The 26,367-nt window shown below is 55.1% G+C and carries 21 protein-coding genes and 6 pseudogenes; 9 read left to right on the forward strand and 18 right to left on the reverse strand.

Annotated features, from left to right (window positions below):
• Window positions 1-7: 7 nt before the first annotated feature.
• From ACA073_RS13465 to ACA073_RS13485, 5 genes and pseudogenes are all read right to left on the reverse strand, one after another.
• The gene (locus tag ACA073_RS13465) at window positions 8-319 is read right to left on the reverse strand and encodes a hypothetical protein (protein WP_497396778.1); all 312 of its coding nucleotides are present in this window, start codon (window positions 317-319) and stop codon (window positions 8-10) included.
• Between the two features lie 274 nt (window positions 320-593).
• Window positions 594-1,289, reverse strand: coding sequence for a VIT1/CCC1 transporter family protein (locus ACA073_RS13470; protein WP_497396780.1), 696 nt, complete (start codon window positions 1,287-1,289; stop codon window positions 594-596).
• Between the two features lie 230 nt (window positions 1,290-1,519).
• Window positions 1,520-1,741 (reverse strand): annotated as a pseudogene (gene istB / locus ACA073_RS13475) (IS21-like element ISPre4 family helper ATPase IstB); the annotation flags it as partial.
• Window positions 1,742-1,855: 114 nt separating this feature from the next.
• Window positions 1,856-2,105: pseudogene (locus ACA073_RS13480) on the reverse strand (peptidoglycan-binding domain-containing protein); the annotation flags it as partial.
• 56 nt (window positions 2,106-2,161) lie between these two features.
• Window positions 2,162-3,334, reverse strand: a complete 1,173-nt coding sequence (locus ACA073_RS13485; protein WP_497396782.1) for a sensor histidine kinase — start codon at window positions 3,332-3,334, stop codon at window positions 2,162-2,164.
• 511 nt (window positions 3,335-3,845) lie between these two features.
• Here ACA073_RS13485 and ACA073_RS13490 point away from each other — a divergent pair.
• From ACA073_RS13490 to ACA073_RS13500, 3 genes are all read left to right on the forward strand, one after another.
• Window positions 3,846-4,538, forward strand: a complete 693-nt coding sequence (locus ACA073_RS13490; RefSeq protein WP_497266493.1) for a DUF421 domain-containing protein — start codon at window positions 3,846-3,848, stop codon at window positions 4,536-4,538.
• A 68-nt stretch (window positions 4,539-4,606) separates the two neighbouring features.
• Complete coding sequence (locus tag ACA073_RS13495; RefSeq protein WP_497396784.1) at window positions 4,607-4,876, forward strand: DUF4062 domain-containing protein; 270 nt, start codon at window positions 4,607-4,609, stop codon at window positions 4,874-4,876.
• The gene (locus ACA073_RS13500; RefSeq protein ID WP_497396786.1) at window positions 4,836-5,378 is read left to right on the forward strand and encodes an MFS transporter; all 543 of its coding nucleotides are present in this window, start codon (window positions 4,836-4,838) and stop codon (window positions 5,376-5,378) included. The genes ACA073_RS13495 and ACA073_RS13500 overlap by 41 nt, the downstream gene beginning before the upstream one ends.
• A gap of 14 nt (window positions 5,379-5,392) precedes the next feature.
• On the opposite strand, the gene ACA073_RS13505 is transcribed toward ACA073_RS13500, so the two are convergent.
• The 5 genes and pseudogenes from ACA073_RS13505 to ACA073_RS13525 form a co-directional block, all read right to left on the reverse strand.
• The gene (locus tag ACA073_RS13505; RefSeq protein WP_497404091.1) at window positions 5,393-6,277 is read right to left on the reverse strand and encodes a GlxA family transcriptional regulator; all 885 of its coding nucleotides are present in this window, start codon (window positions 6,275-6,277) and stop codon (window positions 5,393-5,395) included.
• 120 nt (window positions 6,278-6,397) lie between these two features.
• Window positions 6,398-6,982 (reverse strand): annotated as a pseudogene (locus tag ACA073_RS13510) (oxidoreductase); the annotation flags it as partial.
• A gap of 55 nt (window positions 6,983-7,037) precedes the next feature.
• Window positions 7,038-7,619 carry a TetR/AcrR family transcriptional regulator gene (locus ACA073_RS13515; RefSeq protein ID WP_497396788.1) on the reverse strand — a complete coding sequence of 194 codons (582 nt, stop codon included), beginning with the start codon at window positions 7,617-7,619 and terminating at the stop codon, window positions 7,038-7,040.
• Window positions 7,620-7,685: 66 nt separating this feature from the next.
• Window positions 7,686-8,942, reverse strand: a complete 1,257-nt coding sequence (locus ACA073_RS13520; RefSeq protein WP_497396790.1) for a cation:dicarboxylate symporter family transporter — start codon at window positions 8,940-8,942, stop codon at window positions 7,686-7,688.
• A gap of 113 nt (window positions 8,943-9,055) precedes the next feature.
• On the reverse strand, window positions 9,056-9,481 hold the full coding sequence (locus tag ACA073_RS13525) for a VOC family protein (protein ID WP_046054868.1): 426 nt from the start codon (window positions 9,479-9,481) through the stop codon (window positions 9,056-9,058).
• Between the two features lie 206 nt (window positions 9,482-9,687).
• On the opposite strand from ACA073_RS13525, the gene ACA073_RS13530 reads away from it, so the two are divergent.
• Window positions 9,688-10,566, forward strand: a complete 879-nt coding sequence (locus tag ACA073_RS13530) for a LysR family transcriptional regulator (RefSeq protein ID WP_497396792.1) — start codon at window positions 9,688-9,690, stop codon at window positions 10,564-10,566.
• A 50-nt stretch (window positions 10,567-10,616) separates the two neighbouring features.
• Here the strand turns inward: ACA073_RS13530 and ACA073_RS13535 are convergent, their stop codons facing one another.
• The 7 genes and pseudogenes from ACA073_RS13535 to ACA073_RS13565 all read right to left on the reverse strand — a co-directional run.
• Window positions 10,617-10,982: a histone-like nucleoid-structuring protein, MvaT/MvaU family gene (locus ACA073_RS13535; protein ID WP_497396794.1), complete on the reverse strand. Its 366-nt coding sequence runs from the start codon at window positions 10,980-10,982 to the stop codon at window positions 10,617-10,619.
• Window positions 10,983-11,427: 445 nt separating this feature from the next.
• Entirely contained in the window at window positions 11,428-12,030 is a 603-nt protein-coding gene (locus ACA073_RS13540) for a hypothetical protein (protein ID WP_497396796.1), read from the reverse strand.
• Window positions 12,031-12,404: 374 nt separating this feature from the next.
• Window positions 12,405-12,605: pseudogene (locus ACA073_RS13545) on the reverse strand (winged helix-turn-helix transcriptional regulator); the annotation flags it as partial.
• A gap of 76 nt (window positions 12,606-12,681) precedes the next feature.
• Window positions 12,682-15,768 carry an efflux RND transporter permease subunit gene (locus ACA073_RS13550; RefSeq protein WP_497396798.1) on the reverse strand — a complete coding sequence of 1,029 codons (3,087 nt, stop codon included), beginning with the start codon at window positions 15,766-15,768 and terminating at the stop codon, window positions 12,682-12,684.
• Window positions 15,765-16,883, reverse strand: a complete 1,119-nt coding sequence (locus ACA073_RS13555) for an efflux RND transporter periplasmic adaptor subunit (protein WP_497396800.1) — start codon at window positions 16,881-16,883, stop codon at window positions 15,765-15,767. Before ACA073_RS13555 ends, ACA073_RS13550 begins: the two co-directional genes overlap by 4 nt.
• Before the next feature lie 82 nt (window positions 16,884-16,965).
• Window positions 16,966-17,583 (reverse strand): TetR/AcrR family transcriptional regulator, encoded by a 618-nt coding sequence (locus ACA073_RS13560; protein WP_497396802.1) that lies wholly within the window; start codon window positions 17,581-17,583, stop codon window positions 16,966-16,968.
• A 231-nt stretch (window positions 17,584-17,814) separates the two neighbouring features.
• Window positions 17,815-17,985, reverse strand: a pseudogene (locus ACA073_RS13565) (AMP-binding enzyme); the annotation flags it as partial.
• Window positions 17,986-18,121: 136 nt separating this feature from the next.
• On the opposite strand from ACA073_RS13565, the gene ACA073_RS13570 reads away from it, so the two are divergent.
• From ACA073_RS13570 to ACA073_RS13585, 4 genes are all read left to right on the forward strand, one after another.
• Window positions 18,122-19,024, forward strand: a complete 903-nt coding sequence (locus ACA073_RS13570) for a universal stress protein (protein ID WP_497396804.1) — start codon at window positions 18,122-18,124, stop codon at window positions 19,022-19,024.
• Between the two features lie 386 nt (window positions 19,025-19,410).
• Window positions 19,411-20,709, forward strand: a complete 1,299-nt coding sequence (locus ACA073_RS13575; RefSeq protein WP_497396806.1) for a sialidase family protein — start codon at window positions 19,411-19,413, stop codon at window positions 20,707-20,709.
• On the forward strand, window positions 20,706-21,320 hold the full coding sequence (locus tag ACA073_RS13580) for a hypothetical protein (protein ID WP_497396808.1): 615 nt from the start codon (window positions 20,706-20,708) through the stop codon (window positions 21,318-21,320). Before ACA073_RS13575 ends, ACA073_RS13580 begins: the two co-directional genes overlap by 4 nt.
• Before the next feature lie 32 nt (window positions 21,321-21,352).
• Complete coding sequence (locus ACA073_RS13585; RefSeq protein WP_497396810.1) at window positions 21,353-23,389, forward strand: LTA synthase family protein; 2,037 nt, start codon at window positions 21,353-21,355, stop codon at window positions 23,387-23,389.
• Between the two features lie 53 nt (window positions 23,390-23,442).
• Here the strand turns inward: ACA073_RS13585 and ACA073_RS13590 are convergent, their stop codons facing one another.
• Window positions 23,443-25,230 carry a SulP family inorganic anion transporter gene (locus tag ACA073_RS13590; protein ID WP_497396812.1) on the reverse strand — a complete coding sequence of 596 codons (1,788 nt, stop codon included), beginning with the start codon at window positions 25,228-25,230 and terminating at the stop codon, window positions 23,443-23,445.
• A 182-nt stretch (window positions 25,231-25,412) separates the two neighbouring features.
• Between ACA073_RS13590 and ACA073_RS13595 the strand changes: the two are divergent.
• Window positions 25,413-25,937 (forward strand): annotated as a pseudogene (locus ACA073_RS13595) (Tar ligand binding domain-containing protein); the annotation flags it as partial.
• Window positions 25,938-26,367: the final 430 nt, after the last annotated feature.

Raw genomic sequence — 26,367 nt, forward strand, 5'->3', positions numbered from 1 at the left:
ATTTTGGCTAGCGAATGAGACTAATGGCGGTGGCTCGGATCAGAATTTCTTCCTGTTGAAAACGCCCTGCAAGATCGCGCTTAAAGCTTTGCCACCAAAGCCGATCAATAGCTTCAACCATGACCTCATAGACGATGATGTCGTCCTCTGCTCTCTCGTTATCTTTCTGCAATGAAATACCTTTCGCCGGATTGCGAGTGAAAGCCGTCACTCCTCCGAACTGTTCGGCCAACTGCTCCCGTACACGGCGAAAAAGCTCGACGGGCTGAGGCGTGCCATCGTTCGTGTTGAGCGGCAAAAAAATCTCGATCAGGTGCATTAGATAACCACAGCAGCCCACGGCTGTAAGTAATGCGATTCCCCTTGGGCCCCCAAGGCCTGCGTTTCAGTTTCAGCTTCTGTTCCAGCTTTCAATCCTGTGGGATTAAAAAGCTAAAAAAAACAGAAGAAAAACCGGCGGCTTCCTATCGGATAAAGGTGTTTGGCGGCAGCGCTGCTTTTCTCTTGCCTTCAAATATATAAACCCTGTTCCATCCTTGTATAAAGGCCCACTCTCACCATAAAGAATTTAATTCTGGAACCCGCTCCGGGTTTTATACTGTGGTTCCCAACAGGGTACCAACTCCTGCTGCCACCGCCATCGAAAGCGCACTCCAAAAAGTCACACGTAAAACCCCATTTTTAATATTCGCCCCGCCGACCTTGGCCGCCAAGCCGCCAAGGATAGCAAGGAAGACCAACGACGCGACGACGATGACTGGGATGAGATGTTCTTGTGGAACTACTACGACCACGAGTAATGGTAGTGCCGCACCTACGGCAAAGCTTAGCGCAGATGCAAGAGCAGCCTGTAATGGCTTTGCACTCATCGCATCGGTGATTCCCAACTCATCTCGGGCATGCGCCCCCAAGGCGTCGTGATCCATTAGTTTAGTCGCGACTTCTTTTGCAAGCGGCACCTCAAGTCCTCGCTCAACATAAATTCCTGTCAGTTCACGATTCTCGCCCTTCGGATTTTCCTGAATCTCAATTCGCGCCGTCTCTAGGGCAGCCGCTTCCGTGTCGGCTTGGGACTGCACGGAAACGTACTCTCCGGTAGCCATCGACATAGCACCGGCGACGAGAGCAGAGACACCCGCTATAAGGATGCTGTTGTGAGTTGCGTGAGAGGCGGCTACGCCCAGAATCAGACTTGAAGTTGAAACGATTCCGTCATTGGCCCCCAATACGGCAGCGCGCAGCCAACCAATGTTGTCTATTGAGTGTTTCTCTTTATGATGCGCTGCCATTCTGGAATTCTCCGTGTGAAAAATTGCACATTAGGTCGGGTCACTCTGGCGTCATGAGCACCGTGAGATTCATGTTGATGAACGGAGATCCAATCACCGGTAATGGACTGAATCAACCGATTAAATTGCGGATTCCACGCCATCCGGCCACTCAGCCCACCAGCATCCGGCCACCTTTTCCACGGTCATCCGGCCGGGCAGTCGGAGCGCAGCGACGCAGGTTTGCATTGTTAGTCTGAAGTCTCTGTCGCCGTCAATTTCGTTGCGCGTCTGCGCATCGATTCGCCCTTCAGTTCGATCCGATAAGCGTTGTGCACCAGCCGGTCGAGGATCGCATCGCCCAAGGTTGGATCGCCGATCAGCGCATGCCATTTGTCCACCGGCATTTGACTGGTCACCAGCGTCGAGCGGTTGCCGTAACGGTCGTCCAGCAGTTCAAGCATGTCGCGACGGCCATTACTACTCGGTGCCGTAGCAGGACGTTGGTGCTGGAGCAGGATGTGGTGTTCAGACCATAAAACATCGTTGACTGAAAGTCAGTCATCGCGGGCAAGCCCGTGATGGTTTTAACGGTTACGCAAACCTTCTAGCAACATGGGTGTCGGGTAGCCGTCTGCTGGCCAGCCGAACGACTGCAGAGCCGCAAGGATCGCATTGCGGGGTTGGTGCCGAGATACCGTCGGCGTTGCCCGCGTCGTAGTTGTGGCGGCTCAACAGGGTCTGTAATTCCATGCGCTCGGAACGGTTCAGCGGCAGGTCATCCTCGGGCCATTCGCCGTTGATCAGGCCTTTGCCCGTAAAACGCTCCGACAGCAGATATTAAGACCTAGACCGCGTGTGCTAATCGTGCATTCAAATTTGTCCGTCAAGAACTAGCCTGCGGGAGGACGCGAACTTAGTACGGGAGAAAAAATTATCTGAAAAGTTGTGCCGCCAAGGTTTGCATCGGGCTCATGACTTAGCCTGCCACCAAGGTTCTTTACTAACGAAGTGATTACTTTCATTCCCAGTCCCGACATTTTATTTATATCAAAATCGGCTGGAAGTCCTCTGCCATCGTCACTTATGGTTAGGCAGTATTGATGCTCATAGGGTGCTAATTGTACGGTGACCTTGGAGGCTCCATATTTCAGAGCATTTGTTACCAGCTCGTTCACGATAAGGCCGAGTTGACTGAGTTGTTCGCTCGCCAAGGCTAGTGAGACGGCTTCGACCGAGATTGCTACCTGATCTCCACAACCTAACATTGTCGATAAGCCAACACACAGTTGAACCAAATAGTCAGCGCTATCGAGTGTCGTGGCAGCCTTGCCGACGTTGATATGTTGATGCACATTCGCTACGGCAAATATTTTGGCTGCTGCTCTAGAAATCTCCTGAGCTGCCTCAGAACTGCCCAACTGCGCACTCTGAATGCTCAACATCGACACAATCAGATGAAGGCTATTCATGACTCGATGGTCAATTTCCTCGCCCATCAAGTGGGAATGTTTCAGCGCCGCTTCCTTCTCAGCTATGGATCGCATGGCGGCAAGGCGAAGTTCAAGCTGATCCATTACAACGCTAGCAAGATCCGCCAACGTGTCTATCTGTTCTTGGGTAACCGTGCGCGGCTGGGTGTCCAGCACACATAACGTACCGAGATTGAAGCCGTCGTGAGTATGCAGCGGCACACCCAAATAAAATTGAAGACCAAATTCGCCTGCGACAAGGGGATTAGAAAGCGTTCTAGGATCATGCCTAGCGTCTGTTACTAACCAAGGCCCGCTCTGTAAAATCGCAGAGGCACAGAGCCCTGGATTGCGGGGAATTTGATTTGCGTCGAGCCCATGATGGGATTTGAACCAGATTCGATCCGTATCGACGATGCTCACGATTGCTATCGGAGTACCTAGAAGACGCGCTGCTATTGCGGTCACACGATCAAAGGCGCCGTCCGGAGGGGTATCAAGAATGGCGTACCTACGGACGACGTTCATCCGAAGGGATTCATCTGGAGTTGTTTCACTGGAGCTAACGGAATGAGGCGTGGTGTTCGCAGTCATTTTTACTCCCGAACGGCTCAAGGTCACTGCTTTAGGTCAGAGTTATCCTGATGGAATGCCAGCTCCAGCAGTTCAAACCGTTGCGCCAAGGTCGCACTCGATTGATGGCCTGGATGGCAGCAGAACGATGTATGGTCTCACGTTTGTATAAGCCATGTCAGGCACGCACACAAACCGCTGCAATCAGTGGGGTGGTGGCAATGATCCCGCTGCCCGCAGGTCACGCCCTTACCTACCTACCGGATTGTAAAAACCGTGCCAGGGAAGCGACAAGCACCAACAGGGCAGATTCCGCGCCTGCGCGAGTAAGCCCTCCGGTGAGTAACGGATGGTGCAAACTGGCTCACCATTCTTTGGCGAATCGAGGCTAAGGTTCATGTATTGGAGATTCAAATTCCACGACTAGCCCGTTTTCATCGCCCCCGTGGAGCTACTCAGAGGATGTAACGCTTTAGATGGGCAGGACTCACACAATTCAATGATTATCTAAAAAACCAAAAAAGAGGTGATGATGTCTCCCTTTGATATTCAACGGATGTTGATAGATGAGTTTCCACTAACATTTTTGCTAGAGGTAGGGTTTCGGGCAGCTTTTGCCTTTCTTGCCGTTTTCTTGTTCTTAAAATCAAGTGGCCGACGCGGGATAAGACAGCTCTCACTTTTTGAGTTGGTCGTGATTTTGACGCTGGGCTCCGCTGCCGGAGACGTGTCCTTCTACCATGATGTACCACTGTTGCCCGTTGCAGTCGTTTTCCTCACGCTGTTGCTGCTCTATCGCATGACGGTTTGGGTCATGACCAAAAGCAAGAAATTTGAAGCATGGATTGATGGTCTACCTGTAACCGTCATTCGCAATGGCTTATATGAACTTAAATCCTTAGAGAAGCTGAATATTTCATCGAGCGAAATATTGATGGAGCTTCGACAACGGGGCGTTGAGCACTTAGGCCAAGTAAGATTGGCGCTTATGGAAACAGATGGCGACATCAGTCTTTATTTTTACGATCAAGAAGACCTGCGCCCTGGCTTGTCAGTCCTACCTTTAGAACATCGTGCGGAGTTTATAAAAGTGCCCGCTTCGGGACTTTATTGCTGCGTGAGTTGTGGCTTTGCACAATCTATTCTTGAAGAACACGAAGCACGCTGCTCGCGGTGCGATCATGACATCTGGTCAAAGGCGCTGAGCACCCAACGCTGTAGGTGATGGTTGCTGGAAACAATCCCACCAGGCATCAGTCAAATCCACAGGCGCCAGCATTTTGAGGGGAACAGATGAAGGTATTCATAAGCTCGGTGGTAAGGGGATTTGAGCAATTCAGAGCGGCTGCCAAGGACGCCGTAGAAGCTCTGGATATGAAGCCGGTCATGAGCGCGCATTTTGGAGCCCGCACCTATTCTTCCGTGCATGCCTGCCTGACAGAGGTTGATCAGTGCGACGTCTTTGTCCTCATCTTGGGCGCTAACTACGGCTACGAGCCTGAGCCGGGTCTGTCGGTTAGCCTTGGCGATTGCCTCTCACCACACTCAAGAATTCGACATTAGCCCCTTCGTGCTGGGCCTTCTGCTGTCCTCCTTTTTATGGCTTTACCTCTTCGCACTCATACCCATGGGAATGCTGGAGGATCGATACGATACTCGGCTGGTCAACGCCTGGGGCATCGGCGTCTGGTCTGTCGCCCCCCTCCTCTCTGCAGCATCAGGGGGTTTCTTCTCCATGCTGATCACTCGTTTGCTGATGGGTGTCGGAGGGTCGACTTCGTACCCCGCCGGGGGACGCGCTCTGCGCGAATGGGTGCCTGCCGGCGAGCGCGGAATGGCGACCTCACTGTTCCATGCCGGTAGCCTGATAGGCCCGGGGATTGCTGCGTTGGGCCCGAGCATTGTCGTCAACAGTTACGAATGGCGTGTTGCCTTCGTCATAACTGCCGCTGTTCGATTCTTATGGCTGGCTGCCTGGCTGATATGGTTCAGGCAACCTGAAGTCGCGCGCTGGTTACATCCGCTTCAGGCGCTGCTCGCTGTCGTTAGGAATCTTGCTGCCTGAGCTAAGAGGCATAATTAAAACTTTAGCTGGGAAGGGGTGGATGGCTCGGCAATGTGCTCACTGCCGCCCGCCTTCGGGCCTGGCCTCATTTCACGGAAAAACATTCGCCGATACTCAGAAGGCGATGTGCCGAGGTGAACGCCGAACTGTTGTCTCAACGACAAAGGCGTTCCGAAACCCGCCTCACCGGCGACACACTCGATATGTAGGTCGGTCGTTTCGAGCAGCTGTTGTGCTCTGGCGACTCGCTCAGCATTCAACCATTTTGAGACGGTGCTGCCGGTCGCCTCTCTAAAACGCCTGGTGAATGTGCGCCGACTCATTTTCGCCATGTCCGCCAGCACGTCTAGCGACAGATCACTGGACAGGCTCAGGCGGGCCCACGCCAATACTTCAGACAAATGAGTCTCGCTGGATAGCTGCGGCACGGGATGCTCAACGTATTGAGCTTGGCCGCCCTGCCTGTGCGGCGGTGTCACCAGCATCTTCGCGGTGCGATTCGCTACGTCGGCGCCGAGCCGCTGCCGTACCAAGTGAAGGCAACAATCGATTGCCGCCACGGTTCCCGCAGAGGTCATGATATTGCCGGCACTGACGTAGAGCACCTCGGGCCTGAAACGGACTTCAGGGAAGCGTCGCGCAAACTCGTCTCTGACTGCCCAGTGCGTAGTTGCTTCTTTGCCATCAAGCAGCCCGGCATCGCCAAGCACAAATGCTCCCAAGCATAGCCCGACGATGAGCTTTTCTTGGGCATTAGCGAGCTGTAAGGCTTTCACAAGCTGTGCAGATGCAGCGACCGATTGATCGCCCCACGCTGGAATGACAATTACATCAGATGCCTCCATCAGTTCCAGGCCATGAGTGACCTCCAAGCCGATGCCTTGGTCGCTACTCACCATACCCGGCGACTCTGCGCAGTAGCTGACCTCGTATTGAGGTTCACCAGGTGCGGATTGAACTATCCCCAGCACCACTCCTTGCACAGAAAGATGGAACAGGCTTACGCCGTCAAAAGCTAGAGTGGAATCACGCAGGAACTGGTCGAGCAGATAGCTGTTGGCAGAATGGACTTCCACACCGTCGAAACCGGCTCGCTTGGCATTTTCTGCCGCATGCCTGTACTGCTCGATGATCCCCGGGATCTCTGAAGTCTCAAGCGCCCGAGGCATGGACACTTCGACCATGCCATTGTTGGTATAGGTGGTACCTTCGGCCTTGATTGCCGAGGGCGCGACCGGCGCTTCGCCGTTTGGCTGCAACTCAACGCTGGAGAAGCGACCTACGTGCCACAACTGGCTGACGATTTTTCCGCCGGCGGCATGCACTGCATCGGTGACTTTTTTCCAGCCAGCCACCTGCTGCTCCGACCAGATACCCGGCGTCATGGCATAGCCTCGCCCCTGAGCAGAAATGTTCGTCGCCTCGGCGATGATCAAACCGGCAGTGGCACGCTGAGCGTAATAGGTCGCGTGCATTTCATTCGGCATGCCGTCGTCGGCCATTCGGCTGCGTGTCACGGGCGCCATTACAATTCTGTTAGCCAGTTGCAGCGCGCCCATATTCATGGGCGAAAAAAGGTCGGTGTCTACAGCAATATCAGTCATAAAAACTCCAGGCGAATAGACCGGTCGTCTAGTAAAAATCTTAAAAAAAACGCCCCTATGCCAGCAGGCGCTCACTCGTCATTAGTGCCGTGTCAAAGGCAGCTGTTGTATTGCGGACTTTCACCAGCAGTGATGCCCCCAACCACAATTGATACAGCGACTCAGCCAGTGTTTCTGCGTCCTGGGTCGAAGTGATGGAGCCATCAGCCACTCCTTGCTGAACACACCGCGTGATTCTCTGGATGATCATCGCGGTGCCCTCCTCCAGTACGCCGCGCATGTCTTCCGACAGGTCGCACACTTCGGCGCCGAGTTTCACCACCAGGCATTTCTCCTCGGGATGATCGAACGCCTGTGTCTTCGCCCAATAGCGCAAATAGCCAAGGAGCCGCTCGGCGCCCGTCCCTTGCGCCGCCATAACAACGTCTACCCGCCCGATGTACTCCTGAAAGTATTCTTCCAATAGTGCCTGGCCGAATTCCTCTTTGGAGCGGAAGTAGTGATAAAACGACCCTTTGGGTACACTCGCTGCCTTCAGCACTTCCATAAGACCGACAGCGGTGTAGCCCTTGTGGGTCATCAATGCCTTCGCTACATCGATGATGTGTTGTCGCATGTCTTGAGTAGGTTTTTTCATAGTGGGCAAAGCCTAACCAAAACTAGACCGGTCGTCTAGAAGTCCTATTCAATATCTGACGAACGACTAGACGCTAGCTGCTGGATGAGCCCGCGCGGGTTCCAGTTCGACCCTTTCCCACTTGGCGATCACCAAAGGTGCGATGGCATTGCCCAATACGTTCAACGTGGTGGTACCGCTGTCGATAATCCTGAAAATGCCGGCAATCAACGCCACCCCTTCCAACGGCAACCCGGCAGACGCCAATGTCGCTGACAAGATGATGATGGCAAAACCCGGCACCCCTGCTGCGCCCTTCGAAGTCAGAACCATCGTCACCACCAACAGGATCTGCTGCGACAGCGACAGTTCGATGCCATAGAGCTGCGCTACGAAAATTGTCGCCACACCGAGAAAAATCGATGCGCCATCCAGGTTGAACGCATAACCCACCGGCACCACAAAACTGACAATCCGACGCGGTACACCGTAGCTCTCCAATCGCGTCATCAACTGCGGCATGACGGCAGCTGACGCGGCACTCGAAAATGCCAGAATCAACTCATTGCGAAAGTAGCGGATCAACTTGAAAATGTTTTCGCCAATCAAGTAGCAAATACCGCCGAGTATCAACAACGCGAAAACAATCAGCGCCAGATAAACCACCCCGATTAACTTGAGCAACGGCAACAATGAGGCGAAACCAAACGTTGCCACGGTCGCCCCGATCATCCCAAACACACCGATCGGCGCGTAAGCCATGACGATTGAGACGACCTTGAACATAGCATCGGAAAGGCTCTGAACCACAGCGATGAAAGGTGCGCTTTTGTCCTTCGGCAGAGCGTTGAATGCCATGCCTAACAGCACGGCGAAAAACAGCACGGACAGCAATTTCGCTTCTGACATAGCAACCAGCACGTTGTCAGGGACGATGTTCTGCAAGATGACTAATGCGCCTTTAGACGGCTCCAGAGTGATCGCTGCAGTACCGCGCGAAATACCGGAAATGTCGGTGCCCGTACCAGGCTCGAAAACGTTGGCGAAACACAAGCCGATGACAATGGCCAAGGCCGTAATCGCAAAAAAGTAGCCCAGCGACTTTATTCCCATACGGCCAAACGACTTGTTATCGCCACCGCCTGCAATGCCCAGAATCATGCAACAGAACACGATCGGTACAACCACCATCTTCATCATCTTGATAAAAATGTCACCGAGTGGTTTGAGGATCTCCGCACTCACCCATGTCTGATAGTACGGATGCGTATTGAAGTACCAACCGACAAGTACGCCAAGCAACAGCCCGGCAATGATTTGCCACACCAAGGGAATACGTTTCATGTCTAGCCTTCTTGTTGGAATGAAAGGACTGCATTAATTGGCAGTTGCTAGATTCATGAGCTTCCAGCTCACTTGAGTTCAAATGGCACAACGCTGTTGTGCCAACACGTTTCTTATTTTGCAAAAAGCTGGCTCATATCCTTGAAGGCCTTGAATTCCAGGGCATTGCCACAAGGGTCAAACAAAAACATGGTGGCTTGCTCGCCGACCTGCCCTTTGAAACGAATGTAGGGTTCGATCACAAACTCTGTGCCGAAAGACTTCAGGCGCTCGGCCAGCGCCTCCCATTCTTCCCAGCCCAGGATGATGCCGAAGTGCGGAACAGGTACGTCGTGGCCGTCTACCGGGTTGCTATGGACGCTTTCCTGGGAAGCGGTTTTTGGGTGTTCGTGAATAACCAGTTGGTGGCCATAAAAGTTGAAGTCGACCCACTGGTTGCTGGAACGACCTTCTTCCAGGCCGAACACTTCGCCGTAAAATGTGCGTGCGCCAGCAAGGTTGTAAACGGGGATTGCGAGGTGGAAAGGCGAGAGGCTCATCAGAACTCCAATACAGTTTTTTTATTGGTGAAGGACGGAGCGTATAAATGCTGGTCGTTGGTTTTTCGCGACGATTCACGTTCCGCCGTCCCACCGACATCGGCTTATAGGTTCGGGCAGTTGCCGGGGGATAGGCACATCGTAGGGCGGCCAACCAAACAAAAAAATCAATATAATTTTCTTAGAAACACAATTAATATTTGTGAATGATCAAAGAACTCAAAACACTCATCGCCGTTGCACGGGAAGGTACGTTTGCCGCTGCAGGGAATAAAATCGGCCTCACCCAAGCAGCGGTGAGCGCCCAGATTCAACGTCTGGAGGCCGAGCTCGGCTTTGAGATATTCGACAGGAAGGGACGCTCGGCCCACCTCAACAGGATGGGCCATCAAATACTCCTGCAAGCGCAAGAGCTGCTTCGGCTTTACGACAATCTGGGCTCCACCACGGTCGGACTTCCTGCGAGCGTTCTGGTGAACATCGGTGCTATCGCTTCCGTACAGCGCTCCTATCTTCCAGATGCACTAGCCAAGTTTCACCGACAATGCCCGCAATGCCGAACCCGCGTAATCCCAGGGCTATCGATGGAGTTGGTCAACCTCGTGGATGCCGGCGAAATCGACATGGCCGCAATCATTCGCCCACCCTTCTCGCTTCAAAGCGATCTACGCTGGACGACCTTGGCGCTTGAGCCCTACCGGCTGATCGTTCCGCGCGACGTGCCGGGAGAAGATTGGTCAGAACTACTTTCCAGCCAACCATTCATTCGGTACGACCGATCATCCTTCGGGGGCAGGCAGGTGGATCGCTTCCTTCGGCAGATGCATTTCACCTTGCGGGAAGTTTGCGAGCTGGATGAACTAGAGGCGATCATTAAGCTAGTGGAGAATGGCGTTGGTATAGCACTGGTGCCGCAGACAGCAACTCATCAGGAATGGCCCATAGGTGTACGAGCGCTCGATCTCGGACAGCACACCTTTCACCGTGATATCGGGCTCGTACACAGGTCTCGACAGAGCTTTACCGAACCGGTGCGGATACTGGCCCAACTTATTAGTGAGCAAGTTAAGACCGGTTCTGAATAAATCCACACAGAAAAAAGGCCCTCTCGGGCCTTTTTGTACTCAAACCAAAATTACTTGGTCAGCCAGGACTCTACGGTGTCAGAACCGTATTTCGCTTTCCATTCCTTCAGCGTTTTGTGATTGCCGCCTTTGGTTTCCACGACTTCGCCAGATTCTGGATTTTTGTAGACTTTCACCTGGCGCGGCTTGCGGGTGGCCGATTGCGACTGGGCAGCTGGAGCGCGACGACTAGCTTGTGGGTCAAGCAGGTTGATGATGTCTTTCAAGCTGTAGCCGTACGTAGCAAGCAAGGCGCGTAGCTTCGTTTCAAATTCGATTTCTTGCTTCAGACCAGCATCACCCTTGAGCGCTTCTAGCGCTTGGAGCTGTTCGGCTAAGTGTTTTTCGAGCTGACGGAACTCTGCGAGCTTGGACATGGGAAATCTCTCCGTGATTGTTATTCTAACGTTACACCAAAAACTCCAATTTGCATGAAGCGAGGTGCGTTTACTTTTACTCATTAAGTCGTCTCCGTTGCAGGATTCGCACTTGAGCAAACGTCCATTAATAGACATTTGGCGACGAGCGAAGGTTCGTAATATCGCAACAGAACATTGGTGAGATGGTGCCGCATCTGACTCTGGTTTGCGGAACGGAATTGTCAGCAGTGGTGTCGTTTGTATTAGACACCTTGGTGTCGAAATCCCGTTCAGATAAAGAGGTAGTTTTCATGAACAATATCATCTACATCGTTGGGGCAGTGGTAATCGTCCTAGTCATCCTGTCGTTTGTCGGCCTTGTATAGCCTGCCCCAGCTGAAACCCATTCTGGTGACGCCGCTAGCGGTTCAGTCCGAACTAAACCACGGTACTCAGATGAGTTTCAGACATGTAACTGGCACAACCGCCTCCTCACAAACGTCCAACCAGGAGCCGCAACATTAATCATGTCGCAGTAAATTCGGATGTTCGTATAGACGAAGCGCCGTTCAATGTAAGCTTCTTGATGGGTGTGCCACCAGGACGCCAAGATTACGAACTCACGAATGAATTCTTCTCGGTGCGAAAATGCCTGATGGTGATGGTGACTGTTCAATACGAATAGCTTGAGCTCATCTAACAGGTTGGTGGTACGCGGATTCGGATAACCGCTGCGTAAGGCAAATCGGCTGTTCTCATGACGTACTTTTTCCCAGAACCCCACCACGGCGGCGCTAGGCGACAGCACGGTCACATCCTTCCGATAAGCAGTTCTAGTTGCACCATCACTCCAACGCTGGATCCGGATACGGGCCTCGGAACCGAGACCGCCGCGGATCAGATGAAGGTCGGAATCACGGGTGTACCTTGCCAGCCCTCCTACAACCCAAAGGCCGGGTAACGGCTTGACTGAGTCCTTTGTCGCGTCAGGGCTTGCAGCTGCGGCTGGCGCGTCGTTCGGATGCGTTGGGGATGGCTTGGAGGGGTGGGTTTTGGGCGGGCACATGGTAGCTACCTGATGTAGCGACTCGATCTACCTGTTGTACCACCGCTAGGACATAGTTGTGTTATCAGCGACGGACGGCGCTATTTTTGTCAAATATCGCCGATTGTTTTGAATCGCTTTGCTGGTGATTGTTGGCATCATAATTTGAAGGCTTTTGCAGTCAATGGGTTAGAGGGGGAACGGTGATTGGAGAAAATGTCTATCATGAGATTCGTAAAACACCGTTCCGAGTGAAACATCGTCGCAAGCGCTCGGTGATTCCCGCTTTCCAATCGCAAAGCCTAAAGAGTTGTCATCTGAATATCATCGCCCCATCAATTTTCAATCTCAAAATCTGCTAATGAACTGCGCGATGCATCAGGAAGGGAAATGCGTTAACCCTGCTCCCGCCTCAATTCCGCCCATTCGATCAGAGCCTGAATGGATGGCCCATGCGCATGGCCTATATCGGTGAGCTGATACTCAACTCTAGGTGGCACCTGCGGGTACACAGTCCGATGAACAATCCCATCCTTTTCAAGCTGCTTTAGCTGTTGAATCAGCATCTTCTGATTGATCCCTTCGATCAGCTTCTCCTCTGCGATGTGTAATTAGACGTTTCAGCACATATTTGAAATTTCGCGGCGGGTTGGCCCCGCCGCGCTTTCCGGATTATGCGGGCTGGACTACAAGGGCGCGGCGGCTGTCTGGCTTGATCTTGAACCAAATGGAATACATGGCTGGCAGGAACACCAAAGTCAGTACCGTACCCGCCAATGTCCCACCGATCAGCGTATAGGCCAACGTTCCCCAGAACACCGAATGAGTCAGAGGAATAAAGGCTAAAATCGCCGCCAGTGCGGTCAGAACCACCGGCCTGGCACGCTGTAGGGTTGCTTCAACCACGGCGTTGAAGGGATCCAGCCCTGCCTGCTGATTGTGGTGAATCTGCCCAATCAGAATCAGCGTATTTCGCATAAGAATGCCCGACAGCGCAATTAGTCCAACTAACGCATTGATGCCAAATGGCTGTTGAAAAAGAATCAGAGTAGGCACTACACCGATCAACCCCAACGGACTGGTCAGGAAAACCATGACCATGGCGGAGATCGAGCGCACCTGCAGCACAAGGATGATCAAAGTGAGGGCTAGCATGATCGGAAACAGCGGCAACATCGCTTCCGTAGCTTTACCGGACTCCTCGATAGAGCCCGCCTGCTCGATGCGATAACCCTTCGGTAATTTCTCCATAATGGGTTGCAGCTGTTGGGAGATAGCCGTTGATACATCAGGAGGCTGTAAGCCCTCAGCGATATCGCCACGAACAGTGATCGTCGGAACGCGGTCGCGCCGGCGCATGACCGGCTCTTCCATCCACACATCAACCTCTCCAACCTGCGACAGTGGGATACGTTGTCCGTTGGCACCGGCTAACGTGAAGTTCATGATCATGGCGGGGTCGAAGCGGACACCCCCCGCTGAACGAGCTACCACCTGCACCGTACGAATGTCCTCTCGCACATCGGTTACGGGAACACCACTCAATAGGAACTGCAATTGTTGCCCGACGGCGCTGGAAGTCAGTCCGAGTGCCTGCAAGCGATCCTGCTGCAAAGTGAAGTGCAGGGCAGGCGTGCGAGAGCCCCAGTCGCTGTTGACTGTGCGCATCATGGGACTGGCAACCATAACTTGCTGCATCTGAGCAGCAATATCACGTAGCCTTCCTGGCTCCGGGCCGGTCACCCGATAGGCAACAGGGCACTGTGAATAGGGGCCAAATACAAGCTGAGTCACCCTCACCCGTGCCTGCGCAGCCAAGCCCTCGGAAATCGCTAGGCGCAAACGATGCTTCAACGCCTCGCGCTCTTGCTCATTATCGGTTCGGATCACGATTTTGGCGAACGACGGGTCAGGAAGCTCCGGCCCCATCGCCATGTAGAAACGTGGCGCACCCTGGCCTATGTAAGCGGTGACGATGCGGGCTTCTTTTTGATCTGCCAGCCAAGCCTCCACTTCCGCTGAAGCTTCGCCAGTCTGGCTTATAGAGGTGCCGTAGGGCATCTGCACTTCTACAAGCACTTCGGGGCGGTCAGAGATCGGGAAGAACTGCTTTTTGACCAGCCCCATCCCGAGTACGGCTGCTATGAAGAGACTGACCACGGCACCAGCGACTAGCCACTTATGAGCGATGACACGCATCAGCATCTGACGGAAGCGGTTGTAGCGCGGCGTATCGTAGAGCGCATCGTGACCGCCAGCGATCCGCTTGATGTCAGGTAGCAACTTGACACCAAAATAGGGCGTGAATATCACAGCGACCAGCCACGAGGCGATCAAGGCAACTCCGACGATCCAAAACATATTGCTGGTGTACTCGCCAGCAGTAGAGCGGGCAAATCCATTGGGCATGAAGCCGACAGCTGTTACCAGTGTGCCCGACAACATTGGCGCAGCTGTGTGACTCCAAGCGTATGCGGAAGCGGCAAAGCGGCTGTAGCCCTCCTCCATCTTCACCACCATCATCTCAATGGCGATGATAGCGTCATCTACCAGCAACCCTAGGGCCAGAATCAGTGAACCCAGAGTGATACGGTCAAAGTTCTTGCCGGTTGCGGCCATTACCACAAAGACCATTGCCAGGGTCAGTGGTACCGCCGCAGCGACCACCACGCCAACGCGCCAACCCATACTGAGAAAGCTCACCAGCATCACCACTAACAACGCGACGAAGAACTTGATCATGAACTCATCGACCGCCGAACTAATGTTGACGGCCTGATCAGTGACCTTGGTCAGACTCACGCCCAACGGCAGCTCTGCATTGATCGCACCCACTTCAGTGTCCAGCGACTTGCCCAGATCCAGTCCGTTCCAACCATCGCGCATGACGATGCCAAGCAGTAACGCCGGCTCGCCACCGTTGCGAATCATGAAGGTTGTGGGGTCTTCATAGCCTCGCTTAACGGTGGCGACATCCGACAGCTTGAGAGTACGACCATTCGCGACAATCGGTGTGTCGCGAATTTTCTCCAATTGGTCGAACGCGCCGTCCAGTCGAACGAATACTTGCGGCCCTTTTGTTTCCACAGAACCGGCAGAAGTTAATACATTCTGTCCGTTGACGGCGGCAAATACCTCCTGTGGGCCGATTCCCAGCGTTGCCAAACGCTCATGGGAAAATTCAACATAGATTCGCTCAGGTTGCTCCCCGACAATATTGACCTTTTTCACCCCTGCTACATGCAGTAATCGCTGACGCAGCATCTCCGCATCCCGCACCAGCAATCGTTGTGGTTCGCCCTTAGCCTTAAGAGCAAACAGGGCAAACGTGACATCTGAATACTCGTCGTTGACCATCGGCCCGATCACGCCCTCCGGGAGCCCCTTTGCTTCATCACTGACCTTCTTACGCGCTTGGTAGAACTCTTCCGGCACCTGCGATGGCGGCGTGCTGTCGAGCAGAGTGAGTGTCGTGAACGCCAGTCCGGGTCGCGTATAGGTTTCACTACGGTCGTACCATCGCAGTTCCTGAAGGCGCTTCTCGATCTTTTCCGCTACCTGATCCTGCATTTCCTGTGCCGTAGCCCCGGGCCAAGCCGTGACGATGGTCATCACCTTGACCGTAAATGCCGGATCTTCCGCCCTCCCCAACTTGAGGAACGCTACCAAGCCGGCTACAGAGATCAGACAGACTAGGAAGAGAGTAACGGAACGCTCGCGTACAGCGAGTGCCGACAGATTGAAGCGGCCCTCGCTCATGGACGAACCCTCTCAGCCGCTGCCACATTGTCTTGACTAGCTACCCGCACGGGTTGACCTTCGTGCAACAAGTGGGCGCCCAGCGCGACGATCCGCTCGCCTGGCTTCAGCTCGCCGGAGACTCCAGCGAGTTCATCACCAAGGTTTTGAACGACAATTGGCTGCCAGTGAACCTGCGGAGGCTCGCCCTTAATGATCCACACACCTGGGCCGTTGCCTGCGTCGTAAAGGGCGCCGATCGGCACCTGTGCAAAGCCTGCATGTGGGGAAGAAGACTCGCTTGGAATTTGCAGTGTGACGGTGGCGCCCAAAGGAGCGTTGGCCAACTCGCCATTCAGTACGTAGCGCGCTTCGAACGTACGGGTCTGGCTGTCCGCAACCTCCGATAGCTGTCGCAGCTTGGTTTCAACATTGCTGCCTTCCTTGCCGAAGAGCGTGGCCTGCGCGACAGAACCTACCATCGGGCGTAGGGTTTCGGGTAATTGGATCACCGCCTCCCGAGGCCCCGCATGCGCCACGCGCACTGCGACCTGCCCAGCGCCGATGACCTGACCGGGCTCGACGAGCGTGTCCATGACAATGCCATCGGAATCCGCCAGTAGTTCGGCATACCGGGTTGCGTTGAACGCCACTTGCGCCTGGGCTTGGGCTGAGCTGAGTTGAGCCCTGGCCGAATCGGCATCCGCCTTGAATCGATCGTAGCTGGAAGCCGATATCGCGCCCGTTCCACGAAGCACCCGATAACGAGCCTCTTCATCGGCGGTCTGCCTCGCTCGCGCTTGGGCAGCCGCGACCGCTTCGCTCTGCGCATGAGCGGCCAGCTTCAGATCGACAGGGTCGATACGCATCAGGATCTGGCCGCGCTTGACGGACTGACCCTTATCAACGAGTCGCTCCAATACTTTTCCGGAGACTCGAAAGCCCAAATCACTCTGGACGCGAGCCGCTACGATCCCGGTGAAAGCACGCGGCGCCGGCGCTGTCGTTTCAGCAATAGCGACACGCACCAGCGGCAATTTAGTGCGGGGATCGGCTTGCGAGGTTTCGCCGCAAGCGACCAATGCAAGCGGCAACACGCAGATAAAAACAGGTTGGGCAAAACGGCGCAGGAGCATGAGAGTCCCATACACAAAAGGATCGGGACGCTCACTTTGTATCCAGTGACTATTTTAGTCAATAGTCACCATCGCGTAGCGTTCACTCCGAGAGGCTCCGCAGCACCAGACTGGACAATTTCCCGGGCGCCTCATCGATGTAATCGAAGCCGTGCTGCAAGAGCAGCGGGTTAAGGTATGGCCGAATGACCAGATAGACCGCCATGACGGTCTCATCCAGAGGCGTCTTGCGCTCGAAGTCTCCGCTTTCGCGACCTTCCTGCAGAATGTTTTGAAGCAATTCGCGGATGCGCTCCTCATAATCGATCGTCGCCCCCCAGCGCTCGGACGCCGCCGAAGTGGCAATCTCGTAGAGCTTGCGATCCTGGGAGAAAAGGCGAAGGCTCGCATCGACTATCGCCTTGAACAGCCTTCGTAGCTTCTCCGGCGGGTGATCGGCTTCGTTGACCGCAGCCCTCACCTCAGCCTCGATTTGGCTAAGACAATTGGCACAAATCATCTCGCCAATCGCCTGCTTGGATTCGAAAAACTTGTAGATATAGGCCTTGGAGAAACCGATAGATCTAGCGAGATCGGAGACGGTCGTCTTCTCGTAGCCATAATGACTGAAGTGCTCGGTGGCGGCGGCGACGATCTGAGTGCGTACATCGTGATCGGCCGGGCCGCGAGCAGGAGTTGAGTTGGAGACTGTTTGACCCATGATTACCGCTTACCCTCAGTCGTAAATTCTTAAGATTAGTGACCGATTTCACGTCTGGTTACAAGCATAATGGTCAGATCCTCTTAAATTCCTCCATACAGTGGAAAATGGGCCCGGTCGGTAAAGCGCTTTGATCCAGATGACAGTTGGAAGGCGGTGACTGTTGACCCAGAGTAGCGAGATACACCTGGGTCACCAGCTGCAATGGACAACGGGTACCGCCCGAGCCCTTCAGTTCAGTGCGCCCTCTCGGATGAGCTTCTTGTTGATTTTGCCGACGCTGGTCTTTGGGATCTCGGCGACGAACTTGAACTGTTTGGGGATCGCCCATTTGTTGATTCGGCCACGATCGACAAACGCTTGCAGGTGCGTTTCCAGGATCTTGCGAGAGCAATTCGTCCCGCAAGCATTCACTGAATGCAGGCGTATATTGGTATTGGCGATCCGGGAAGTTGAAGCGGCAGGAGGTCGCCAATGGTGTGGCGGACGAGAGTGCTGGCGAAAACTAACGGATAACCCAGAATGCTGGAGGTGCGACATGAGCCAATATCAACGCCTCTTTCTGATTGTCGGTCCAACCATGCGTCACACACCGGCGATGGAGCGGGCAGTCGCACTTGCCAAAGCCACTGGCGCAGTGCTGCATATCGCGGTGTTCATTGAAGACGTCGACATCTTGGGGTTGATGAGCGGGAATGAGCAATTTCGCGAAATCTGTCAGCAAGAGAACCAGAAGTGGCTGCAAGATGAAGCCCAACTGATACGTGGCAATGGCATTACGGTGACCACCGAAGTTGTATTGGCTCGGGACGTACTGCAAGAAATCCTTCAGCATGTGGAGGACTTGCAACCGGACCTGGTTATCAAGGACGTACACCACGAATCAGCACTCAAACGCGTATTCGTCACGCCTCTGGATTGGCATCTGGTGCGCGATTGCCCGGTTGCTGTTCATCTGGTCAGCGAAGTCAGGTGTCCACTTCCGCGGGTGATAGTGGCAGCAGTGGATCTGTCGCATCCAGAGCACCAGATTATTGACCTCAACGATCGGATCATCGTGGCAGCGCAGCGGATGGCAATGCAGTGCAATGCAGAGCTGCACCTGCTGCACGCCTTCGATCCCTCGCAAACACATATCTCTGACGCCGGCGCCGGCGCCGTGACGATGCCAGGCTTCAGCACCGACGTACGTCGGTCACTGCATAAGTCCTTCATTACGTTGGCTGAAAGCTACCGCGTTCCCTCTGAACGACAACACTTCATTGAAGGGCCGCCAACCAAAGTGATGTCCGACTTCGCAGCCCATAGCCGAGCCGATGTGATCATAATGGGAGATACGCATCGAAAAGGGCTGCACAAACTGATCGGCAGTACTACAGAGCACGTGCTGTATAAGGTGCCCTGCAATGTTTTGGCAATAAAGGCGCAAGTAGATCAGTAATGGATCGGTCTTTAATGCACGACGGCAGCTTTGGAGACCGAATAGGCCGCGACGCCCGGCATCACCCGCTCACCCTGAATTGGCCCGGTGAATGATGAACGTGCAGCCTTATTTTCCATGGATCTGCACAGTGATGCCGGTAGCTCTGGAGTTGTTGTGAATTTCAGTCTAGTCATCCGCCGTCGAGATCAGGTTTTCGATTATTGGCCTGGCTCCTGATGTTGGATATAACCCATTGATATATAAGTAGTCTTTACTACAAGCAGGGTCGAATGACGCGCTACAAACATTTGCTTACAAAGCAGCAGCTCGCTAAAGACCGAGTCTGTAAGTACAAGTGTTAGGTTGAGCTGCCTGAACTGGCCATGAGATGCACAGCCTTAATTATGCGCATCCAACTACCCTGCCTTCCTTCCTTTTGGGTTTACGTTGCCCTTTCTTGCCTGTTTGCGGCCGCATGGTTCACCCACCCTGCTCCTGTGCATTCTTCCTTTGCCCTGATGAATCCGGTGGGCGCTGTGGCTGATCAAGTCGCCAAACCCATCTATACCAGTCGTTTTGCCTCATCCGGGCTGGTGGACTTCGTGCATTCCTCGGCGGTAACCGCCCTGCCTGACGGTAGCCTGATGGCGGTCTGGTTCGCCGGCACTCGCGAAGGTGCAGCCGACGTGCAGGTGCGCTCTGCCCGCTTCGACGCGAAAACCGGTGAATGGGGTGCGGAACAGGTATTGGCGACTCGGGATTCGACCCAACAGGGCACTCGAAAATACATCCGGAAACTGGGCAACCCGGTCGTGGCGCTGGCACCGGACAACCGCCTCTGGTTGTTCTACGTTTCCGTGTCCATGGGGGGCTGGGCCGGTAGTGCGGTCAATGTGATGGTCTCTGACGACTATGGTCGCCAATGGTCCGAACCACGCCAGTTGATCACCTCACCCTTTCTGAATATCAGCACCCTGGTACGTTCGGCCCCGGTGTTTCATGCCGACGGTTCCATCGGCTTACCGGTCTACCACGAATTCCTGGGCAAGTTTTCCGAGTACCTGTACCTGAGCGCAGACGGTGAGGTGATCGATAAATTCCGCATCAGCCACGGCAATAATTCATTGCAACCCACGGTCGTTCCGCTGGATGGGCAGCGCGCTATCGCCTTGCTGCGCTATGCCGGCGACACCCACCACCGTGTGCTGGCGACCCGCACTGAAGACGCCGGGCAAACGTGGAGCGAACCTTATCCGCTCGACCCCTCGAATCCGAATTCCTCGTTGGCGGCCGTCGCGACGCCCGAACATGGGGTGCTGGTGGCACTCAATGACTTGCAGGACGGGCGCTTCAAACTGAGTCTTTATGGTACCGATGCAAAAATGGACGATTGGCGCTCGCTACGGGACCTCGACAAATCACCGGATCCAGAGGGCGATACGTTTTCACCCGAGGTTTACAAGGAGATCATCGGCAGAGAGTTTCGCGGATCCAGTGGCGCACTTCGCCGGCCGCTGGAGACGCAGTTCCTGAACAACCTCGACGGCCGGGTCTGTGACGATCAAGGCTGCAGTTTCGAATATGAATACCCGTACTTCATCCGAAGTCCCGACGGTATGTATCACCTGGTTTATTCCTGGAACAACACTTTCATCAAGCACGTCACCTTCAATGATGCATGGCTGTCGGAGCAGGCCAAATGATCAACCTGTGGCAAGCCCATATCAGCTTCACAATGATCATCTTTCTGTTGCTGCCTTCTTTTGGCTTAAAGAGGACCGCGCAGATCGCGCTGTTGATCACATTGCAGGCAGCCAGCTTTATACCGCTGGATGGCTTGTCGTTGGCTGCGTACTTGCGCAGCCACATTGATGACCTCGCGGTCACGACCTTGGTGTTCATGGCGTGGGGCTGTTTGCGTCGACTGGGTTTCCTGCCGCCAGCGCAGCAAGGCACGACCAGCGTATTGATCATTTTCGCTGCGATGGCGCTGGTGCTCTATCCGGCAACGCTAGGATTAAGTGATCTGGACCCTTACCGATTTGGCTTCAGCCCGCGCCCGATGCTGATCTTCGTCGCCCTGTTCACCGCAGGTTTGTTTTACCTGCGCAGTTACCTGGCCGCCGTGATGCTGGCCACTGCGACCCTGGCCTTCATCGCCGGGGTGAAACCTTCGCATAACTATTGGGATTACCTGGTTGATCCGCTGCTGGGGCTGTATTGCTGCGCGGCACTGCTGGTGCTGGCGGTGCGCTGGACGTATGGCCGGTTAAACACGCTGCGTGAATCAGTCAAAGACTCCAGATCCGTTTGAAATTCAACGACATTTTTAACAGGGGAACAGGGATGGGTTGGCTGCGATCGAGACGTTTGCATTATTGGCTAGGCGCAACAGCGATTGCGTTTGTGCTGTTTGCATTGCTGCGGGTGGTGTTCTTTTTCGGTTTTTCCGGTTTCGACGCCAGAGCGTTGAGCGACGAAAATGCAGTCCTGGAAACCCTGGGCATCGGCTTTCGTTTCGATCTGCGCCTGGCCATCCTGCTAATGCTGCCACTGGCGTTGCTGGCCTGGATGCCGCGCTGGAATCTTGTCAGCAGCCGCCTGCTCCGCCGATTGGCACGCGTGTATGTGTCAGCCGCCATGGGCGCCCTGCTGCTGATCTATATCGTCGATTTCGGCCATTACGCCTACCTGGGCGTGAGGATCAACGCCACCGTGCTGCGCTTCATCGAGGACGCGCAAATATCCCGTGACATGGTCTGGCAAACCTACCCGGTTATCTGGATTTCACTGGGGTGGCTGGCGACGGTCGCACTGGTGACTTGGGCCTTGGTGCGCCTGGAGCGCGTGACGCTGGACCGAGCCCGCAAAGCCATTCACCCGCTCTCCGCCACATGGGGTAGCGCGTTGATGGTCGTGTTGGTGCTGTTGGGTATTTTGGGCCGTGTCGAGAACATGAACCTTGAAAACCCGGTTCCATTGCGCTGGAGCGATGCGTTCTTCTCCGGCAATAACCAGGTCGCTGCGCTGGGCCTGAACCCGGTGATTTTCCTCTACGACACGGTCAAGGTCGGCCAGTCGCGCTATGACGAAGCGCAGGTGCGTGAACACTACGCCGTGATTGCCAAGTACCTGGGGGTTGACCAGCCCGACCCGCAAACCCTGAATTTTGTCCGTCACCAGGCGCCACAGCCCTACAAAGTATCGAGCACACGGCCGCCGAACGTGATGTTTGTCATGCTTGAGTCGCTGGGCACCAGTGCCGTCGGGGCTTATGGCAACCCGATCAATCCGACGCCCAATATCGATCGTCTGGCCACGCAGAGTTGGTTCTTCGAGCACTTCTATGTGCCAGTCACCGGAACCGCAAAAACCGTTTGGGCCAGCATTAGCGGGGTTCCAGACGTCACTCGTCAGGAAACCGCGACGCGTAATCCGCTGATCACCAAGCAGCACACACTGATCAATGCCTTCACCGGTTACGAGAAGATTTACACCATTGGCGGCAACTCCGGTTGGGCCAACATGAACGCCTTGATTCGGCAAAGTATCGACGGCGTTCGTTTGCTCGAAGAGCGAGACTGGAAATCCCCGGTAGTGGATGTCTGGGGGATTTCAGATCTGGATCTGTTCAAGGAAACCGACAAGATCCTGCAGGCACTGCCCAAGGACAAACCGTTCTTTGCCTATGTGCAGACGGCCGGCAACCATCGCCCCTTCACGATTCCCGAGAGCAATGATGGATTCGAGGTCAAGCACCCTACCCTGGCGGAAGTTCAGGCCGCAGGGTCACGCAGTGTCGAGCAGTACAATGCCGTGCGCTTGCTGGACTTCAACATCGGACGCTTGATGGAAATTGCCAAGGAAGGGGGTTACTACGACAACACCATTTTCGTGCTGTTTGGCGACCATAACACCCGTATCGCCCAGATCCCCTTCCTGGCACCGGCTTATGAGCAACTGGGTCTGGAAAGCAACGCCGTGCCAATGATCATCCACGCACCGGGTCTGCTCGGCACGCGGACCGTCAAGGAAGCAGTCGGTCTGGTGGACTTGCTGCCAACCGTGGCGGGCATGGCTGGCCTCGAGTTTCGCAACAGCGGCCTGGGGCGTGATATCCAGCAGCCTGCGCCCGAAGGTGAACGCGTGGTGCCGTTGGTGCTGCGTGAAGGCACGTTCCCGTTGATTGCGGGCGTCACTCAACACTACATGGTGCAGATGCAGCACGACGGCAGCTCGCCGACGCTGCACGACCTGGCCTCACCGACGCCGCTGGACAACGTGGCCCGGCAAAATCCTGACGAGTTCAAGCGCCTCGTGGAACTGACCCGCGGCATGCATGAAACTTCAAGGTTGATGCTGTACCAGAACGTGCGCAAGTAACCGGGGTTGCCTGCCCGATTGCGTCGGGGCCGGACTACCGCCCCGACTCCGATCTACTTGCGATCCTCGTCCTGCCCTTCCTTCCGGTCCTCCGGATGGACCTTGAGATAGCTGTGGACGGCGACGCCTAATGTCGGAAAGAACGCAGCTTCGCCAAACCGCTCGAACAGTCCGAATCGCTTCAACTTGTCTTTGACGGGGTCCTTCATCTCGGCCACGCACAACGTGATGCCAGCCGCGTTCAAGGCTTCGTCCAGTTCGGCCAGCATGTCGGCGGAAGTCACATCCACGCTGGTGACCGGTTCCGCTGCGACCACCAGCCAACGAACCGGCGTGGGCGATGTCGCAACGGCGTCCAGCACTCGGTCATGGAACAGTTCTGCGTTGGCAAAAAACAACGGCGCATCCCAGCGAAACAGCACCAGACCGGGAATACGATGCGCCTCCGGATAACGCGTGATGTCGTGATAGCCCTGAACGCCTTTTACGCGACCCAAAACCGCAGAATACGGACGCCAGCCATCCCATAGAAACTCGATCACCGCTACGACGATGGCCAGGCCAATGCCCTCGATGGCGCCGAATACGGCCACACCTGCCGTACAAACGATCGATAACCAGAATTCCCAGCGCTGGATACGATAGATCCGTCGCAGGTCGGCGACTTCGATCAGGCCGATCGCCGAGGCGATGACCACCGCCGCCAGTGCGCTGGTGGGCAGGTTCTTCAGCAAATCCGGGGCAAACACCAGCAATAAAGCAACAGCCAGCGCTCCAACCACGCCGGCGAGTTGGGTTCGGGCGCCTGCGGCCTCGGCCACGGGAGTCCGTGACGAACTGCTGCTGATCGGAAAGCCCTGGAACAAACCGCCGGCAAGGTTGGCGACGCCGAGTCCTACCATCTCCTGGTTTGGATCGACATAGGTCTGGGTCCGCGCCGCATAGACACGCGAGAGCACACTGGTGTCGGCGAACGAGACAAGCGCAACGGCGCAACCTCCGATCAGCACCGGAACGATATCGGCGCTGCTGATCCAGGGGATGGCAAACGCAGGCAAGCCTTGGGGCAGAGAACCGAGGACCGCGACATCGTGGGCTGCAAGGTCCAGCACGCCAACGGCGACGGTGGCTCCTGCCACGGCGATCAGAATCCCCGGCACGCGTTTTTTGTCCTTGAGCAACAAGATGACCGCCACGGTGGCCGCGCCGATCATGAAGGTGGTCCAGTTGGTTTTTCCATCCATCACCGAGGTGGCAATGGCCCACAGGTTTCTCAACGGTCCGTCGGTTTCGATCGAAAAACCGAAAAACCTGGGTAGTTGACTGATCAATACCGTCAGTGCGATGCCGTTCATGTAGCCATAGCGGATCGGTTTGGAAAGCAGCTCGGTGACGAAACCCAGCCGCGCTACACCGGCCAGGATGCACACCGTTCCCGAGACGATCGCCATCATGCCGGCGAGGGCGATCGCGCGATGCGGGTCGCCGCCGGACAGCGGCAGAACGACGGCGAGAATCACGGCTGCCAATGAGGAATCCGGCCCCAGCACCAGGATTCGGCTGGGGCCGAACAACGCATAAGCGAGCAATGGAACAATGGTCGCGTAAAGGCCATAAATGCCGGGCACCCCCGATGCCACCGCGTAGGCGATGCCGACGGGCACCAGCATGGTGGTGAGCACGAGTCCGGCCACAATGTCGTGCTGCAACCATGCCATTTTATAGCTGCCCAACGTCCGCAGCCCCGGCATCCAACGGCTCCAGCTGGTTAGATCGCCAGTATGCCTGCGCGTAATCCGACCCGGTTCAGGAACGGGGGGCGGAGCATCCGAATCGCTCATGGGACTTTAGCCCTCAGGGGTAACAAGCAGAGTAGTTATCAAACGTCGCAATTTCATAAATTCTCGCCGGTCACACGATCTTTTTTTCCTTAATCTCCGTAGATGATGCCAATGTGCCTTCATTGCAGCTTACGCTGACCTCTCGTTCGCCCATCGACTAGCTGACTCAGGAACTACGGACTATGGAAAGCTGGAAAATCAGGACTCATCTGCTTGTGCTCACCAGCACTTTGCTACTGGGTTTGTTGTGCGTCGGCGGGCTTGGACTCTTGGGAATGCAATCCGCTGTACACAGTCTTGAGACCGTGTATCTCGATCGAGTCGTGCCGCTGCGGGACTTGAAAAAAATCGCTGACCTGTACGCCGTGGACATCGTCGATGCCACCCACAAGGCACGCAATGGCAACTTCACCAACGCTGAATCATTGACCCGGATAGAGCAAGCGCAGCGGGAAATCGATCACACGTGGCAAGCGTACAAATCGACACAGCTGATCCCCGCTGAAGCCCGTTTAATCGCGCAAATCAACCCGCTGATGGACGCCACCCACGGGCCATTGCAAAACTTGCAGGGCATGCTGCGCCAGAACGACGCCGCGGGTCTCGCACGTTTCGCGACAGATCAGTTGTATCCACTGATCGATCCCTTGTCAGTCAAGTTTTCCGATTTGATCGAGGTTCAACTGGTGGAGGCCAAGCACCAGTTCGAGCAGAACCAGATCGCCTATACCTCCAGTCTCCGGTTCAGCCTGTTGATTCTGGCACTGGCGCTGATCGCGGGCGTGGCCTACACGTTCTGGTTCTCCCGACTGTTGAGCCGCCAGCTCGGCGCCGAACCGGCAGAACTTGCCGCCATCAGTTCGAATATCGCCCTGGGAAAACTGGTCGCTACACAGTTCGATCAGCAACAGCAGTCGACGGGTGTGCTGCACTCCGTCAAGGCGATGCGCCACAGCCTGAGCGATATGATCGGCAAGATCAGCCAGGCCTCCGAGCAGATTGAAGGTGCCACGTTGCAATTGTCTGCGTCCTCCGAGCAAGGATTGAGCAGCGCCGCCATGCAAAGCGAGACAGCCTCCTCCATGGCGGCCACGGTAGAAGAGCTTTCCGTAAGCATCACTCACATCGCCGACAATG

It is taken from the genome of Pseudomonas sp. LBUM1670, assembly GCF_059695695.1.

Bases quoted from the DNA above. Each gene is read 5' to 3' on its own strand.
- ACA073_RS13465 (WP_497396778.1), bottom strand. From the start codon at position 319: ATGCACCTGATCGAGATTTTTTTGCCGCTCAACACGAACGATGGCACG.
- ACA073_RS13470 (WP_497396780.1), bottom strand. From the start codon at position 1,289: ATGGCAGCGCATCATAAAGAGAAACACTCAATAGACAACATTGGTTGG.
- ACA073_RS13485 (WP_497396782.1), bottom strand. From the start codon at position 3,334: ATGACTGCGAACACCACGCCTCATTCCGTTAGCTCCAGTGAAACAACT.
- ACA073_RS13490 (WP_497266493.1), top strand. From the start codon at position 3,846: ATGTCTCCCTTTGATATTCAACGGATGTTGATAGATGAGTTTCCACTA.
- ACA073_RS13495 (WP_497396784.1), top strand. From the start codon at position 4,607: ATGAAGGTATTCATAAGCTCGGTGGTAAGGGGATTTGAGCAATTCAGA.
- ACA073_RS13505 (WP_497404091.1), bottom strand. From the start codon at position 6,277: ATGGTGAGTAGCGACCAAGGCATCGGCTTGGAGGTCACTCATGGCCTG.
- ACA073_RS13515 (WP_497396788.1), bottom strand. From the start codon at position 7,619: ATGAAAAAACCTACTCAAGACATGCGACAACACATCATCGATGTAGCG.
- ACA073_RS13520 (WP_497396790.1), bottom strand. From the start codon at position 8,942: ATGAAACGTATTCCCTTGGTGTGGCAAATCATTGCCGGGCTGTTGCTT.
- ACA073_RS13525 (WP_046054868.1), bottom strand. From the start codon at position 9,481: ATGAGCCTCTCGCCTTTCCACCTCGCAATCCCCGTTTACAACCTTGCT.
- ACA073_RS13530 (WP_497396792.1), top strand. From the start codon at position 9,688: ATGATCAAAGAACTCAAAACACTCATCGCCGTTGCACGGGAAGGTACG.
- ACA073_RS13535 (WP_497396794.1), bottom strand. From the start codon at position 10,982: ATGTCCAAGCTCGCAGAGTTCCGTCAGCTCGAAAAACACTTAGCCGAA.
- ACA073_RS13540 (WP_497396796.1), bottom strand. From the start codon at position 12,030: ATGTGCCCGCCCAAAACCCACCCCTCCAAGCCATCCCCAACGCATCCG.
- ACA073_RS13550 (WP_497396798.1), bottom strand. From the start codon at position 15,768: ATGAGCGAGGGCCGCTTCAATCTGTCGGCACTCGCTGTACGCGAGCGT.
- ACA073_RS13555 (WP_497396800.1), bottom strand. From the start codon at position 16,883: ATGCTCCTGCGCCGTTTTGCCCAACCTGTTTTTATCTGCGTGTTGCCG.
- ACA073_RS13560 (WP_497396802.1), bottom strand. From the start codon at position 17,583: ATGGGTCAAACAGTCTCCAACTCAACTCCTGCTCGCGGCCCGGCCGAT.
- ACA073_RS13570 (WP_497396804.1), top strand. From the start codon at position 18,122: ATGAGCCAATATCAACGCCTCTTTCTGATTGTCGGTCCAACCATGCGT.
- ACA073_RS13575 (WP_497396806.1), top strand. From the start codon at position 19,411: ATGCGCATCCAACTACCCTGCCTTCCTTCCTTTTGGGTTTACGTTGCC.
- ACA073_RS13580 (WP_497396808.1), top strand. From the start codon at position 20,706: ATGATCAACCTGTGGCAAGCCCATATCAGCTTCACAATGATCATCTTT.
- ACA073_RS13585 (WP_497396810.1), top strand. From the start codon at position 21,353: ATGGGTTGGCTGCGATCGAGACGTTTGCATTATTGGCTAGGCGCAACA.
- ACA073_RS13590 (WP_497396812.1), bottom strand. From the start codon at position 25,230: ATGAGCGATTCGGATGCTCCGCCCCCCGTTCCTGAACCGGGTCGGATT.